Source organism: Shewanella carassii, from assembly GCF_019670705.1.
GTDB lineage: Bacteria > Pseudomonadota > Gammaproteobacteria > Enterobacterales > Shewanellaceae > Shewanella > Shewanella carassii.
Genome location: NZ_AP024618.1, coordinates 3,314,412 through 3,329,605, shown reverse-complemented (window position 1 = coordinate 3,329,605; position 15,194 = coordinate 3,314,412). Strand labels below are relative to the sequence as shown.

Annotated in this window: 13 protein-coding genes; 9 read left to right on the top strand and 4 right to left on the bottom strand. The window is 55.3% G+C overall.

Features of this window, described 5'->3' with window-relative positions:
• Positions 1–10 precede the first annotated feature (10 nt).
• Positions 11–1,495 (bottom strand): CoA-acylating methylmalonate-semialdehyde dehydrogenase, encoded by a 1,485-nt coding sequence (locus K5621_RS15050; RefSeq protein ID WP_221049642.1) that lies wholly within the window; start codon positions 1,493–1,495, stop codon positions 11–13.
• Positions 1,496–1,511: 16 nt separating this feature from the next.
• The gene (gene aptA, locus K5621_RS15045; RefSeq protein WP_221049641.1) at positions 1,512–2,849 is read right to left on the bottom strand and encodes an omega-aminotransferase AptA; all 1,338 of its coding nucleotides are present in this window, start codon (positions 2,847–2,849) and stop codon (positions 1,512–1,514) included.
• Positions 2,850–3,104: 255 nt separating this feature from the next.
• On the opposite strand from aptA, the gene K5621_RS15040 reads away from it, so the two are divergent.
• Complete coding sequence (locus K5621_RS15040) at positions 3,105–4,601, top strand: aldehyde dehydrogenase (RefSeq protein WP_208221396.1); 1,497 nt, start codon at positions 3,105–3,107, stop codon at positions 4,599–4,601.
• Positions 4,602–4,655: 54 nt separating this feature from the next.
• Here K5621_RS15040 and K5621_RS15035 read toward each other — a convergent pair whose 3' ends face one another.
• Together K5621_RS15035 and K5621_RS15030 are read right to left on the bottom strand one after the other, a co-directional pair.
• The gene (locus K5621_RS15035) at positions 4,656–4,877 is read right to left on the bottom strand and encodes a hypothetical protein (RefSeq protein ID WP_221049640.1); all 222 of its coding nucleotides are present in this window, start codon (positions 4,875–4,877) and stop codon (positions 4,656–4,658) included.
• 88 nt (positions 4,878–4,965) lie between these two features.
• Positions 4,966–6,273 (bottom strand): NAD(P)/FAD-dependent oxidoreductase, encoded by a 1,308-nt coding sequence (locus K5621_RS15030; protein WP_221051213.1) that lies wholly within the window; start codon positions 6,271–6,273, stop codon positions 4,966–4,968.
• Positions 6,274–6,482: 209 nt separating this feature from the next.
• On the opposite strand from K5621_RS15030, the gene K5621_RS15025 reads away from it, so the two are divergent.
• From K5621_RS15025 to K5621_RS14990, 8 genes are all read left to right on the top strand, one after another.
• Entirely contained in the window at positions 6,483–7,031 is a 549-nt protein-coding gene (locus K5621_RS15025; RefSeq protein WP_028780691.1) for a cupin domain-containing protein, read from the top strand.
• 369 nt (positions 7,032–7,400) lie between these two features.
• Positions 7,401–8,165, top strand: coding sequence for a gamma-glutamyl-gamma-aminobutyrate hydrolase family protein (locus K5621_RS15020; protein WP_028780690.1), 765 nt, complete (start codon positions 7,401–7,403; stop codon positions 8,163–8,165).
• Position 8,166: 1 nt separating this feature from the next.
• Complete coding sequence (locus K5621_RS15015; protein WP_028780689.1) at positions 8,167–9,516, top strand: glutamine synthetase family protein; 1,350 nt, start codon at positions 8,167–8,169, stop codon at positions 9,514–9,516.
• Positions 9,517–9,526: 10 nt separating this feature from the next.
• A complete protein-coding gene (locus K5621_RS15010) occupies positions 9,527–10,900 on the top strand; it encodes an aspartate aminotransferase family protein (RefSeq protein WP_162206671.1) in 1,374 nt (457 codons plus the stop codon).
• A gap of 155 nt (positions 10,901–11,055) precedes the next feature.
• A complete protein-coding gene (locus tag K5621_RS15005; protein ID WP_071238079.1) occupies positions 11,056–12,153 on the top strand; it encodes a polyamine ABC transporter substrate-binding protein in 1,098 nt (365 codons plus the stop codon).
• A 118-nt stretch (positions 12,154–12,271) separates the two neighbouring features.
• The gene (potA, locus tag K5621_RS15000; RefSeq protein ID WP_025009894.1) at positions 12,272–13,408 is read left to right on the top strand and encodes a polyamine ABC transporter ATP-binding protein; all 1,137 of its coding nucleotides are present in this window, start codon (positions 12,272–12,274) and stop codon (positions 13,406–13,408) included.
• Entirely contained in the window at positions 13,405–14,304 is a 900-nt protein-coding gene (locus K5621_RS14995; protein WP_037436682.1) for an ABC transporter permease subunit, read from the top strand. The genes potA and K5621_RS14995 overlap by 4 nt, the downstream gene beginning before the upstream one ends.
• A complete protein-coding gene (locus K5621_RS14990) occupies positions 14,301–15,116 on the top strand; it encodes an ABC transporter permease subunit (protein ID WP_025009896.1) in 816 nt (271 codons plus the stop codon). Before K5621_RS14995 ends, K5621_RS14990 begins: the two co-directional genes overlap by 4 nt.
• Positions 15,117–15,194 lie beyond the last annotated feature (78 nt).

Below are 15,194 nucleotides of genomic sequence, written 5' to 3'. Positions count from 1 at the left end.
CCCTCTCTCCCTATTTCATGGTCGGCATGATGAAATCGGCACTCAGCTGTTTGGGCCAGCGGGCGGTAACGGCTTTGCGCCGGGTGTAGAAGCGAACTCCATCCGGGCCGTGCATATGCAGTGGGCCAAACAGCGAGCGTTTCCAACCGCCGAAACTGTGAAATGCCATAGGCACAGGGATAGGCACATTGACCCCTACCATGCCGACTTGCACCGAGTGGCAAAAGTCGCGCGCCAGCTCGCCACTCTGGGTAAAGATGGCGGTGCCGTTGCCGAACTCATGTTGATTGATAAGAGCCAGCGCCGAGTCATAGTCGGCCACCCTGACTATGCAAAGCACTGGGCCGAAGATCTCTTCCCGGTAAATCTGCATCTCGGGGGTGACGGCATCGAACAGGGTCGCACCGAGAAAGAAACCTTCGCTGTCTGCCAAGGTATTGCGGCCATCGACCAGGCAAACTGCGCCCTGCTGTATACCGCTGTCTATATAGCTGCAGACCTTGTCCAGATGCGCGCGGGAGATGAGCGGCCCCATTTCCATACCCGGCTCCAGGCCGTTACCTACCTTGAGCGCGGCTATCTTGGGTTGCAGTTTTTCTATCAGGGCATCGGCCACATCAGCAACCGCCAGCACCACGGAAATAGCCATACAGCGCTCGCCGGCAGAACCATAGGCCGCGCCCATCAGGGCGTTGCTGGCCAGTTCCAGATCGGCATCCGGCATCAGCAGCATGTGGTTCTTGGCGCCGCCGAGTGCCTGTACCCGTTTGCCGTGGGCCGATGCCTTACTGTAGATATACTCGGCCACAGGCGTTGAACCGACAAAGGAGATGGCCTGAACATCCTGATGGCAGAGCAGGGTATCTACCGCCAGCTTGTCGCCGTTGATAACATTGAAGACCCCATCCGGCAGCCCGGCCTGGGTTAACAGCTCGGCAATTCTGAGTACCGGCGCCGGATTCTTTTCCGATGGCTTCATCACAAAGGTATTGCCGCAGGCGATGGCAATCGGGAACATCCACATGGGAACCATGACAGGGAAATTGAACGGCGAAATGCCGGCAACCACCCCGAGCGGTTGATTGATGCTCCAGGCATCGACGCCAGTGCCAACCTGCTCAGTGTGTTCCCCCTTGAGAAGATGGGGAATGCCGCAGGCAAACTCCACCACTTCCAGTCCTCGAACCAACTCGCCCCTGGCATCCTCAAGCACTTTGCCGTGTTGCAGGCAGATAAGTTCGGCCAGCTCATCCATGTGGGCTTCTACCAGGGCTTTGAAGCGAAACAGCACCCGCGCCCGGTTAAGGGGCGATACCTTTGACCAAGCGTCAAAAGCCTGCTTGGCCGAGTCTATCGCCCGTTCTGTATCAGCCTGGGAGGCGAGGGCGACTCTGGCTTGCTCTTCGCCGTTGGCCGGGTTGAAAATGGGCAGTGAAGCCTGTGCCCGGCTGCCATCTGTCTCATGTCCATCTATATAGTGGCTGTAAATACGCATAACTATCCTGTGTGCTTCAGTCGACGGTTAGGATGGCGTCGGCCAGGGTGGAAATCAGTTGATCTATTTGGGACTCTTCCACTATCAGTGGTGGTGAGAGGGCTATGATGTCGGCGGTGGCCCGTACCAGCGCACCTTGCCAGAAACAGCGCTCGAAAATCTGATAGCCGCGTTTGCCAACACCTTGCGGGCTGGGGGCCAGCTGAATGCCACCTACCAGGCCGGTATTGCGAATATCAATGACATTGGGCAGCCCCTTGAGACTGTGCAGCGCCTGCTCAAAATAGGGCGCCAGCGTTGTAGTGCGCTCAAACAGCTTTTCGTCACTGTAGATATCCAGGGTGGCCAGTGCCGCCGCGGCCGCAACCGGATGCCCTGAATAGGTATAGCCGTGAAAGAACTCGATCATCGCCTCGGGGCCCTGCATACAGGCATCGTGAATCGCTTGCTGCACAAACACCGCGCCCATGGGGATGGCGCCATTGTTGAGCGCCTTGGCCGTGGTCATTATGTCCGGAGTCACATCCCAGTGGTTGCTGGCAAAAGCGCCGCCCACCCGGCCAAAACCTGTGATTACCTCATCGAATATCAGCAAGATGCCGTATTTTTGAGTGATCTCCCGAAGGCGCTTGAGATAGCCCTTGGGTGGCAATATTACCCCGGCCGAGCCTGACATGGGCTCGACGATAACGGCGGCGATATTCTCTGCGCCATGCAGGGCAATCAGCCCCTCGAGCGCCTCGGCCTTGTCGGCGCCATGCTCGGGCAAGCCGCGGCTGAAGGCGTTGGCTTCCATATCCAGAGTGTGGGGCAGGTGATCGACGCCGCCGAGGAGCTGCGGGCTGAAACCTTTGCGGTTATTACCAATTCCGCCCACCGAAATACCGCCAAAGCCCACACCGTGATAGCCCAGCTCACGGCCGATAAAACGGCTGCGGCTCGGCTCGCCATTGGCTCTGTGGTAACACAGCGCCAGCTTGAGTGCGGTGTCGACCGACTCTGAGCCCGAGTTGGTAAAGAAGATACGGTTCATGCCGGGCGGGGCGATTTCACTGAGGCGCTCGGCCAACTCGAATGCCAACGGATGACCCATCTGAAAACTGGGGGCATAGTCCATTTCGCGGATCTGACGGCTGACCGCCTCGCTGATCTCCGCCCGGCCATGGCCGGCATTACAGCACCAAAGACCTGCGGTGCCGTCCAGCACCTGACGGCCATCGACATCCCGGTAATACATGCCTTCGGCCGAAGCCAGTAGCCTGGGAGTCTGCTTGAATTGACGGTTGGCACTGAAAGGCATCCAGTAATGCTCGAGATTGCCCTGTGTTTTCGCCTGTTGTTTTAGCTCTGCCATAAGCATTAACCTTAGTGTTGCGGGCTTGTTAATGGTGATTGATATTTCGCTATGCTATGTCAGAAATAATGAACATGGAAGGCCTGTGTGCAATTATTTATGCCAAAAAATCTATTTTTGTAAAATATATTGAATTTATGCCGTGCTCGAGGCTAATCTGGAGCGACCCGAATAACTGGCGATGGCTGCACGAGTTGGCCGCGATAGGCCTACTGAGGTAGTGGAATGCCCGCTTGCAAGCAGATGAGAGGATTTATGAGTACACCGCAAACCCGTCAGCAATGGCAGCAGTTGGCTGCGCAATTGCAGATCTGTGGCCAGGCCTTTATCCATGGAGAGTATTGTGCAGCCGTATCCGGCGAGACCTTCGATTGCATCAGCCCTGTGGATGGCAACAAGCTTGCCGCCGTAGCCAGTTGCGATCTGGCCGATGCCGAGGCGGCGGTGGCCAGTGCCAGAGCCAGTTTTGAATCCGGAGTCTGGTCGCGAATGGCGCCGGTAGAGCGCAAAAAGGTGATGATACGCTTTGCCGATTTGCTGGAGGTGCATAGTGATGAACTGGCCTTGCTGGAAACCCTGGATATGGGCAAGCCAATTCGTTTTTCCAAGTCGGTGGATGTGACCAATGCCGCCAGGGCCTTGCGTTGGTCCGGCGAAGCGGTTGACAAGATTTACGACGAGATAGCGCCCACCGCTGACAATGAAATCGGCATGATCACCCGTGAGCCTGTCGGGGTAGTGGCCGCGATTGTGCCATGGAACTTCCCCCTGTTGATGGCCTGCTGGAAACTGGGGCCGGCGCTGGCCAGCGGTAACTCTGTCATCCTCAAACCCTCGGAAAAATCCCCTTTGACGGCGATTCGTATGGCTGCCATTGCCTTGGAAGCCGGGATCCCGCCCGGAGTGCTCAATGTATTGCCCGGTTTTGGTCATACAGTTGGCAAGGCGCTGGCGCTGCATATGGATGTCGATACCCTGGTGTTTACCGGCTCCACCAAGATAGCCAAGCAACTGATGGTTTACGCCGGTCAGTCCAATATGAAACGTGTGTGGTTGGAGGCCGGTGGTAAGAGCCCGCACATAGTCTTTAACGATTGCCCGGATCTCAAGGCGGCGGCGCAGGCGGCAGCTTCGGCCATCGCCTTCAACCAGGGCGAAGTTTGCACCGCAGGTTCGCGCCTGCTGGTGGAATCCGGGGTCAAGGAGCAGCTGATAGCGCTCATTATCGACGAGCTCAAATCCTGGCAGCCGGGGCATCCGCTGGATCCGGATACTGTCAGTGGCGCGGTGGTGGATCAGCAGCAGCTGCAGACTATTCTCGGTTATATCGAGGCGGGTAAGCAGCAAGGTGCTGTGCTGGCCTGTGGCGGCGAGCAACTCATGGCTGAAACCGGTGGCGTCTACGTGGCGCCGACTCTGTTCCGTGAAGTGAATAATCAGATGAGTATCGCCCGCGAGGAGATCTTCGGCCCTGTGCTGAGTGTGATTGAATTTGAGGGAATGGAGCAGGCGATAGCCATTGGCAACGATACCATCTATGGCTTGGCGGCCGGTGTGTGGACTGCGGATCTCAGCAAGGCCCATAGAACCGCCAAGGCGCTGAGAAGCGGTATGGTGTGGATCAATCATTATGACGGCGGCGACATGACGGCGCCCTTCGGTGGTTATAAGCAGTCGGGTAACGGCCGAGATAAGTCGCTGCATGCTTTTGATAAATACACAGAAATTAAGGCGACCTGGATAGCGATTTAATCGGTTTGCTGTAATAGACAATCCCCCTGCATTGCGGGGGGAAAGAGGCTAAGTTCAGGGCTTGAGATGTTCACGCACAGGTTCAAACAGCGCATCGAGCAGCACTTGAGTGCGGTTATCTTCGACTCGCAGCTTCAGCCAACCGTCACTGCCGAGAATTTCAAGCTGCCTGCACACGAGTTTCGGCGGTGAGGCTTGCAGTTCCCCTTTGAGGCGAAAAATCCCCTGCGGCGTATGAATGCGGCTGATATCGAAGCGAGTATTCACGACGGCCACAATGCCTTTGCTGTACTTATTTTCAAAATGACTCCCTATTCAACATACACTCGTCTTCAAAACAGGCCTTTTTCAAGATAGGCTTTGTTCAGAATAGATCCTTGAATCTATGGTACAGCATGCCTGCCGCCAGAATGGGCGAGCGCAGCGCCGGGCCACCCGGGAAGGTCATATGCTCTATTGAGGCAAAGATATCGAAGCGCTCAGCCTGCTGACTGATAGCTTCTGCCAGCAGACGCCCCGCCATATGGGTGGCGTTGACGCCGTGCCCGGCATAGGCCTGGGCGAAATAGATGTTGGGGCTATCCGGCAACCTGCCTATCTGCGGCATACGATTGGCGCCAATCCCTATCATGCCGCCCCACTGATAATCTATTTTCACGCCCTTGAGCGCCGGGAAGACTCTTTCCATATTGGGCCTGAGCGCGGCGCAAATGTCCTTGGGATCTCTGCCTGAGTAGTTGCACAGCCCGCCAAATAGCAGACGGTTGTCGGCCGACAGATGAAAATAGTCCAGTGCTATGCTCATATCGGCGAAGGCCATATTCTGCGGAATAATGTCAGCGCAAAGTGCTTGCGACAGGGGCTCGGTCGCCAGCAGATAACTGCCGGCCGGTAGCACCTTGCCGCCGATATGAGGTTCGAGTTTGGCACCTATATAGGCATTGCCGGCCAAAATTAGATAACGGCAACGGACTTCGCCGCCCTCAGTCCTGACCCGTATCTGCTCGCCCTTGATTATTTCGGTGGCGGCGCTGTCTTCATAGATGTTAACCCCCAGGCTTCGGGCCGCACGGGCTTCGCCGAGGGCTAGATTCAAAGGGTGCAGATGGCCGCTGCCCATGTCGCTGAGCGCGCCGAGATAACGCTCAGAGCCTATGACTTCCGGCAACTGCTCCTTGGACAACAGCTTGAGCTTATGTGGGTAGTTAAGTTGCTCAAGCTCGGTAAGCTCCTGCTCAAGCTCCTGCATATGTCTTGGTTTCAGCGCCAGATCGCAGTAGCCCCAGCGCAGATCGCAATCGATTTGGTATTGCGCTATCCGTTGCCGGACGATATCGACGGCTTCAAAACCCATCTGCTTGATAGCCAGCACACCTTCTTTACCTATACTCGGCTCAAACTGTTCAATATTATGGCCAATACCGCGGATCAACTCCCCGCCATTACGGCCAGAGGCGCCCCAGCCCACTTTTTTGGCTTCCAGTATGGTGACCGCAAAGCCTCGCTCAGCCAGTTCTATGGCACTGTTGAGGCCGCTGAAGCCAGCGCCTATTACGCAGACATCTGTCTCCAAGGACTCTTCCAGCCTGGGATGCTGAAACAATTCTTTGGCGGTCGCATGGTAAAAAGAGGCGGGATAGTTGTCACTGTGAATGGGGGACTGGATTGGCATCATGGCTCCGTTCTTGTTATAAGTTTGGACTCGGCTGGTTACATCCGACGGTCGTCGCACTCTTGCCTTCAAAGTGTTCGTTTTATTTAACATGCTTTTGTCATATAATACAAAACAATTTCACCGGGACCCTGGTTGCCCTAGTGCAGAAGCCGCTGCCGACCGTGTCCTGTAACCGCCTGATAAGAGATTTTTGGGGGATTTGCGATTTGGATATAGGTGCCAGCCTCAAGGCTGTTAGAAAGATGAAAGGCCTGTCCCAGCGTGAGCTGGCTAAGCGCGCCGGGGTGACCAACAGCACCATCTCTATGATAGAGAAAAACAGTGTCAGCCCTTCAGTCAGCTCACTCAAGAAAGTGCTTTCGGGGATCCCCATGTCGCTGGTGGAGTTTTTCTCCATAGGTGAAAACGGCACTACCGAGCAAAAAGTGGTGTATCGCTCCAATGAGCTTTTGGACATAGGTACAGGGCCGCTGGAGTTCAAGCTCATTGGTCGGGATTATCCCAACCGTGCCATGTCTGTGATGTCGGAGACTTATCCCCCGGGCGCCGATACGGGGGAAGAGATGCTGCGCCACGAAGGGGAAGAAGCGGCGCTGGTGATTACCGGTCGCTTTGAACTGACGGTCGGTGAAGAGGTGTTTATTCTGGAGGCCGGTGACAGCTACTATTTCAATAGCGAACAACCACACAGGTTCCGCAATCCTTTCGATGAACCCTGTCATCTGGTTAGTGCCACCACTCCTGCCAACTTTTGATCTTCCATTTCCTCAGCTGATTGCGATTTGCTGCCCGTAAATTCACTTCGGGCAGCATATTTGCCTGAAAGTGTAAATAATATCGACCGTATAACCCCGTGTGCACCGAATTGGTGCCCGCTGAACCAGTGTGATGCAAAGCCAATTTTTTGCCTTGTTCAAGCTTGTTTACACCTATCTCAAACACAAGGTATTTTTAAATATTCATTTAAAAATAAAAGCTTAAACAATTTTAGTTTGAGGCTGCGTTTAACAGGATATTAACCTCTTGCCTGTGCGAAAAAATCCGTGTAGTGTGTGAAAAAATGAACATTTGCTTTAGTGAATGTTCAAAACTGAGACCTGGATTTGAGTGTTTTGGGGTGAGATATGGCACAGGCAGCAATGGCGTTGGTGGGTGTAACCGCATGCAATGAGCAGTTGGGGCTGCATCCTTTCAATATTGTTGGCGAGAAATACCTCTTGGGCGTGGTCGAAGGTGCCGGAGCCTGGCCCCTGGTGATCCCGGCATTGGGGGCCGATACCCCGATAGCACAACTGCTCGAACGCCTAGACGGCATATTGTTTACCGGCTCCCCCTCCAATGTTGAACCTCATCACTACCAAGGCCCGGCCAGCGAACCGGGCACCCACCATGATCCCAAGCGGGATGACACTACCTTGCCTTTAATTCGCGCCGCCATAGAGGCCGGAGTGCCGGTACTCGGGATCTGCCGCGGCTTTCAGGAAATGAATGTGGCTTACGGCGGCAGTTTGCACCAGAAGCTTTATGAAGTGGGTGGTTTTATTGAACACAGAGAAGACAAGAGTGCGCCGCTGGAGGTGCAGTATGGCTTGTCCCACGAGGTCAGCATAGAACCTGGAGGGATGCTTTTCGACGCCTGGGGCCGTAGCCATGCGATGGTTAATTCCGTCCATACTCAGGGCGTGGAGCGCCTGGGTCAGGGGTTGCGGCCTGAAGCGCATGCTCCAGATGGTCTGATTGAAGCCTTCTCTGTCACCGATGCCAAGGCATTCGCCTTGGGAGTGCAGTGGCATCCCGAATGGCAGGTCAGAAATAACCCCTTCTACAGCGCAATTTTTAAGGCCTTTGGGGAGGCTTGCAGTCTTAGGGCGCAACAGCGGAATAAATAATATGAATAAGCTTGAAGCCTTCTTAAAAGAACAAAAAATAACCGAAGTTGAATGTGTTATCTGCGATATGACAGGTATCGCCCGCGGCAAAATTGCCCCGGTAGACAAGTTTATCGATGAAAAGGGCATGCGGCTGCCCGAGAGTGTGCTGCTGCAAACCGTGACCGGCGATTATGTCGATGATGAGGCCTACTATGGTCTGCTCAACAGCGCCGATATCGACTTTGTCTGCGTGCCAGATGAAAACGCGGTCTTTATGTTGCCCTGGACCCTGGAGGCCACGGCTCAGGTGATCCACGATACCTATGACAAGATGGGCAATCCGCTGGAGCTGTCGCCGCGCAACGTATTGAAAAAAGTGCTCAAGCTCTATGAAGATAAGGGCTGGGAGCCGGTGATTGCCCCCGAGATGGAGTTTTATCTCACCAGTCGCAGTGACGATCCTGATCTGCCACTCAAGCCCCCGGTTGGTCGTTCCGGCCGCGCCGAATCCGGACGTCAGTCCTTCTCCATCGATGCCGCCAATGAGTATGACCCCCTGTTTGAGGATATGTACGACTGGTGTGAGGCGCAGGAGCTGGATATCGACACCCTGATCCACGAGGAAGGCACGGCGCAGATGGAGATCAACTTCAGCCACGGTAATCCACTGGCGCTGGCGGATCAGGTGTTTGTGTTCAAACGCACCCTGAGAGAGGCCGCCCTCAAGCACGGCGTCTGCGCCACCTTTATGGCCAAGCCTGTGACCAATGAGCCAGGCAGCGCCATGCACCTGCATCAGAGCGTTATCGACAAGGAAACCGGCAAGAATATCTTCACCCGCGAAGATGGCACCATGAGCCAGAACTTCCTCAGTTATATCGGCGGGCTGCAGCGCTTTATGCCGGAATTTCTGCCACTGATGGCGCCCAACGTCAACTCATTCCGCCGCTTCCTGCCGGGCACTTCGGCGCCGGTCAATCTGGAGTGGGGCGAGGAGAATCGCACCTGTGGCCTGAGGATCCCCGAGTCTTCACCGCAAAATCGCCGCATTGAAAACCGTATCCCGGGGGCCGATGCCAACGCCTATCTGGCCATTGCCGCCAGCTTGTTGTGCGGCTATTTGGGAATCGTTGAAGACGTGAAACCTTCGACGCCGGTGCAGGGCCGGGCCAACGAAGACCGCTCGGGGATCTCTTTGCCGCAGACCCTGGAAGAGGCGATGGCCATGATGGAAGAGAGCCAATATTGCCGTAAATATCTGGGGGAAGACTTCACCACAGGTTTTGTCGCGGTCAAGCGCGCCGAGCTTGAGAATTTTCGCCGGGTGGTGAGTTCCTGGGAGCGGGAATTCCTGCTGCTGACTGTCTAAGGAGGGAGAGATGAAATCACAACAGACTCAAGGCTGGCAGGCCAAGGACCATGCCCACCACTTGCATCCCTTTACCGATCCCAAGGCGTTGAAACAGGCCGGCGGGCGGGTGATCACCCGCGCCGATGGCGTCTATATCTGGGATTCACAGGGCAATCAAATTCTCGATGGCATGGCCGGACTCTGGTGCGTCAACATGGGCTATGGCTTGCGTTCCATCGCCGATGTGGCGGCGCATCAGTTGCTGGAACTGCCTTACTACAACAGCTTCTTTCAGTGCAGCCACCCGCCGGCGATTGAACTGGCCGCCGAGATAGCCGCGCTGGCACCACCTCATATGAACAAGGTGTTTTTCACCGGCTCTGGCTCAGAGGCCAATGACACCAACTTGCGCCTGGTGCGTCATTACTGGGACATCCAGGGCAAGCCGGAGAAGAAAACCATTATCTCGCGCCACAATGCCTATCACGGTTCCACAGTTGCCGGTGCCAGTCTTGGTGGCATGAGCGGTATGCATGCCCAGGGCGATCTGCCCATTCCAGGCATAGTCCACATCGCCCAACCTTACTGGTATGGCGAAGGCCAGGGACTGTCTGCCGAAGAGTTTGGCATTCGCTGTGCCCGCGAGCTTGAAAGCAAGATCCTCGAGCTGGGTGAAGACAAGGTAGCGGCCTTTATTGCCGAGCCTATTCAGGGCGCCGGCGGCGTGATAGTCCCGCCGGACAGCTATTGGCCGGAGATCAAAAAGATCCTCGCCAAGTACGACATATTGTTCATCCTCGATGAAGTGATCACCGGCTTTGGCCGCACCGGCTGTTACTTTGCCGCCGAGTATTACGATCTTGCACCGGATCTGATCACCATAGCCAAGGGGATGACTTCGGGCTACGCCCCCATGGGCGGGGTGATAGTGTCGGATAAAGTCGCCGATGCGTTGGATAAGGGCGGTGAATTTGCTCACGGCTACACTTATTCGGGCCATCCACTCAGTGCCGCGGTGGCACTGGAAAACTTACGCCTGATGAAGCAGGAAAACATAGTCGCCAAAGTGGCCGAGGAAACCGCGCCTTATCTGCAGCAGCGGCTGCGGCAAGTCTTGGCCCAGCATCCGCTGGTGGGCGAGGTGCGCGGCGTTGGCATGGTGGCCGCGCTGGAACTGGTCGCCGATAAGGCAAGTCATCAGCGCTTTGCTGCCGAGCTTGGGGTAGGTACTCAGTGCCGGGAGCATTCCATCGCCAGTGGCTTGGTGATGCGGGCGGTGGGAGACACTATGATCATCGCGCCACCCCTGGTGATAACCCAGGCTCAAATCGATGAGTTGGTAACAAAGGCGAAACAAGCGCTCGATATGACCTACGCGGATGTACAAAAATCGAACGGTTAAGATTGCCTGCCATTGGCGGTAAGGGCATGATATACCTTGCTGCCAAGGCGCCGATGCGGGTTTTAGGGAGTAGCATTGGTGACACTAATAACAATGACAATAAGTTAACAATTGAAGGCGGGTTACAACCGCTGCTACCCGTAAAAGGAGAGAGCATGAAGCTATTGACCAAAGTAACGTCTGTGGCACTGTTGGGAGGCCTTGCGGCCGCTGCCACGGCCCAGGCCGAAGAAGTCGTCCGGGTGTATAACTGGAGTGACTATATCGCCGAAGATACCCTGGCCAACTTCCAGAAGGAAACCGGGATCCGGGTGATCTATGACGTGTTTGACAGCAACGAAGTGGTTGAAGCCAAACTGCTTTCCGGCCGCTCCGGTTATGACATTGTCGTGCCTTCGAACAACTTTCTTGCCAAGCAGATCAAGGCCGGGGCCTTTAAGCCTCTGGATAAAAGCAAGTTGAGCAACTATCAGAATCTGGATCCCCAGTTGATGAAACAGCTGGAGAAGGCCGATCCGGGCAATCAGTATGCCGTGCCTTACCTCTGGGGCACCAACGGCATAGGCTATAACGTCGCCAAGGTAAAAGAGCTGCTGGGAGAGGATGCACCCACAGATTCGCTCGAACTGATGTTCAACCCCAAGTATGCCCAGAAGCTGTCATCCTGCGGCATGTCCATGCTGGACTCGGCCGATGATATGGTGCCGCAGGCGCTGATCTATCTGGGATTGGATCCCAACAGTACCAAGGCGGCCGACTTTGAAAAGGCCGGTGAAGTGCTGGCCAAGATACGGCCTTATATCACCTATTTCCACTCATCGCGCTATATCTCGGATCTGGCCAATGGTGATATCTGTGTCGCCTTCGGTTTCTCCGGCGATATCCTCCAGGCGGCTACCCGCGCCGATGAGGCCGGTAACGGCAACAAGATTGCCTATACCATTCCCAAGGAAGGCGCCAACCTGTGGTTCGATATGTTGGCCATCCCTGCCGACGCCGGCAATGTCGACAATGCGCTGACCTTTATCAACTATCTGCTCAGGCCAGAAGTGATAGCCCCCATCTCCAACTATGTTTCCTACGCCAACCCCAATGTACCGGCGCAGAAACTGGTGGATGAGTCTATCCGCAACGATCCCGGCATCTATCCACCACAGGCAACTCTGGACAACCTGTATGTGGGGGAAATTCGTCCACTCAAGGCCCAGCGGGCCCTGACCCGGGTTTGGACCAAGGTTAAATCCGGCCAATAACAATAACTCAGGGGCCAGCTGCCCCTTCATTGTCTGATTGCGTAGTACAGGCAAACTTTACTCGTTCCACCAGCGGCGGCCGCTGAGCCGCCCATTTGGTATTTTGCGGAGAAGTATTATGGCAATCACCTCGGGCATTCCTGTCAAACCCAATAATAAAACTCAGGATGAAGTGCTGCTCAAAATCGAGCGGGTCAGCAAGCTCTTTGACGATGTTCGCGCCGTGGATGATGTGTCGCTGACCATCAACAAGGGCGAGATCTTTGCCTTGCTCGGCGGCTCAGGCTCAGGCAAGTCGACTCTTTTGAGAATGTTGGCCGGTTTTGAAAAGCCTACCGAAGGACGCATTTTTCTCGATGGTCAGGACATTACCCATCTGCCGCCCTATGAACGCCCCATCAATATGATGTTCCAATCCTACGCCCTGTTTCCCCATATGACGGTGGCGCAGAATATCGCCTTCGGTCTCAAGCAGGACAAGTTACCCAAGGCTGAAATCGAGCAGCGGGTGCAGGAGATGCTCAAGCTGGTGCATATGGAAAAATATGCCCGCCGCAAGCCGCATCAACTCTCCGGCGGTCAGCGCCAGCGGGTGGCGTTGGCCCGTTCTTTGGCCAAGCGGCCGAAACTCTTGTTGCTTGACGAGCCCATGGGGGCGCTGGATAAAAAACTGCGAACCCAGATGCAGCTGGAGGTGGTGGAAATTCTCGAGCGGGTAGGGGTGACCTGCGTCATGGTTACCCATGATCAGGAAGAAGCCATGACCATGGCCGAGCGGATTGCCATCATGAGCGATGGCTGGATAGCCCAGACCGGTTCGCCTATGGATATCTATGAAAGCCCCAATAGCCGGATGATTGCCGAGTTTATCGGCACAGTGAATCTGTTTGAGGGGGAGATCACCGCCGATGAGGTGGACCATGTGATCATTCAGTCCGAGAGCCTGAACCAGGCGTTTTACGTGGGTTATGGGGTGTCTACCAGCGTCGAGGACAAGCATGTCTGGTTGGCGGTCAGGCCGGAAAAAACCCTGATAAGCCGCGAGCAGCCCGAAGAGCAATACAACTGGGCCAAGGGCATAGTCCACGATATCGCCTATCTCGGTGGCTTCTCCGTGTATTACATTCGCCTTGGCAATGGTCAGATAGTCCAGTGCAGCATGACCAACCGTGAACGCCGCGCCGATCACCCCACCTGGGATGATGAAGTCTATATCAGCTGGGAGGACACCAGTGGCGTGGTGTTAAGATCATGAAGAAGCTCAAGTTAGGATTCAAAGGCCGCCACCTGACCATAGGCTTTCCCTATCTGTGGTTGCTGCTGTTTTTCGCGCTGCCGTTTGCCATAGTATTGAAGATAAGCTTTTCCACCGCGGCGATTGCCATTCCGCCCTATGAGCCAAGTTTTCAGTATGCCGACGAAGTGCTGCAGGTATTTATCAACCTGAGTAACTATCTGCTGCTGCTCAGCGACTCCATGTACTACTCGGCCTATCTCAACTCGCTCAAGATGGCGTTGGTTTCCACCCTAGGTTGTCTGCTGCTGGGGTATCCCATGGCCTATGCCATTGCTCGGGCGCCGGCCAGGTTGCAGACAGTGCTGCTATTGTTGGTGATGTTACCCTCCTGGACCTCATTTCTTATTCGGGTCTACGCCTGGATGGGGATTTTGAGTAATACAGGGCTTATCAATAACCTGCTGCTGGGGCTTGGGATTGTTGATGAGCCGCTGCAGATGCTCAATACCAATCTGGCGGTGTATATCGGCATCATCTATGCGTATCTGCCCTTTATGATATTGCCGCTGTACGCCACCTTGGTGAAGCTGGATGTCAGCCTGCTGGAAGCCGCGGCGGATCTCGGCTCCCGCAGTCTCAATACCTTCTGGAAAGTGACGCTGCCCCTGTCCAAGAGCGGCGTCATTGCCGGCTCCATGCTGGTGTTTATTCCGGCCGTGGGGGAGTTTGTGATCCCCGAGCTGCTTGGCGGGCCGGACTCGCTGATGATAGGTAAGGTGCTGTGGCAAGAGTTCTTCAACAACCGTGACTGGCCGGTGGCTTCATCGCTGGCGATAGTGATGCTGGTGCTGCTGATTGTGCCCATCACCCTGTTCCATCGCTATCAGAGCCGCAGTCTGGAGAAAGAGATATGAAGAAGCTGAGTTTCTCGACCCTGATGTTATGGATTGGGCTGGTGTTTCTGTATGCCCCCATGTTTATTCTGATTTTCTACTCTTTCAACGCCTCCAAACTGGTAACTGTCTGGGGTGGCTTTTCCGCCAAGTGGTACGCCGAGCTGTTTGCCGATCAGCAGATACTGGATGCGGTCTGGACCAGTCTGCAAATCGCTTTTTACAGCTCGACCATGGCGGTGATCATAGGCACTATGGCGGCCTTTGTGATGACTCGTTTTCGTCGCTCCTGGGCCAAGCTGACGCTGTCGAACATGATTACGGCGCCCTTGGTTATGCCCGAGGTGATCACGGGTCTGTCGCTGATGCTGCTGTTTGTGCATATGTCGGATCTACTCGGCTGGCCAGCTGAGCGGGGCAGGATGACAGTTTGGATTGCCCATTCCACCTTCTGCGCCGCCTATGTGGCCGTGGTGGTGTCATCGCGCCTCAGGGAGCTGGATCTCTCTATTGAAGAGGCGGCAATGGATCTGGGGGCGACACCGCTGAAGACCTTCTTCCTGATAACTGTGCCCATGATAGCCCCGGCGCTGATGGCGGGTTGGCTGTTGTCGTTCAGCCTGTCGCTGGACGATCTGGTGATTGCCAGCTTCGCCTCGGGACCTGGCGCCACTACATTGCCTATGGTGGTGTTCTCCTCGGTGCGGCTCGGGGTGTCCCCCAAGATCAACGCCCTGGCGACACTGATCATTCTGGTGGTATCCCTGATCGCTTTCCTGTCCTGGTATCTGGCGCGCCGCGCCGAACGCCGCAGCAGACAAACAGAGGAATAACAATTAGGCGGTTGGCTGTGACAGCCACCGCCGCTATCTCTTTTGTGTGTTTTAAATTTTGAACAATGTGTGTTTTAT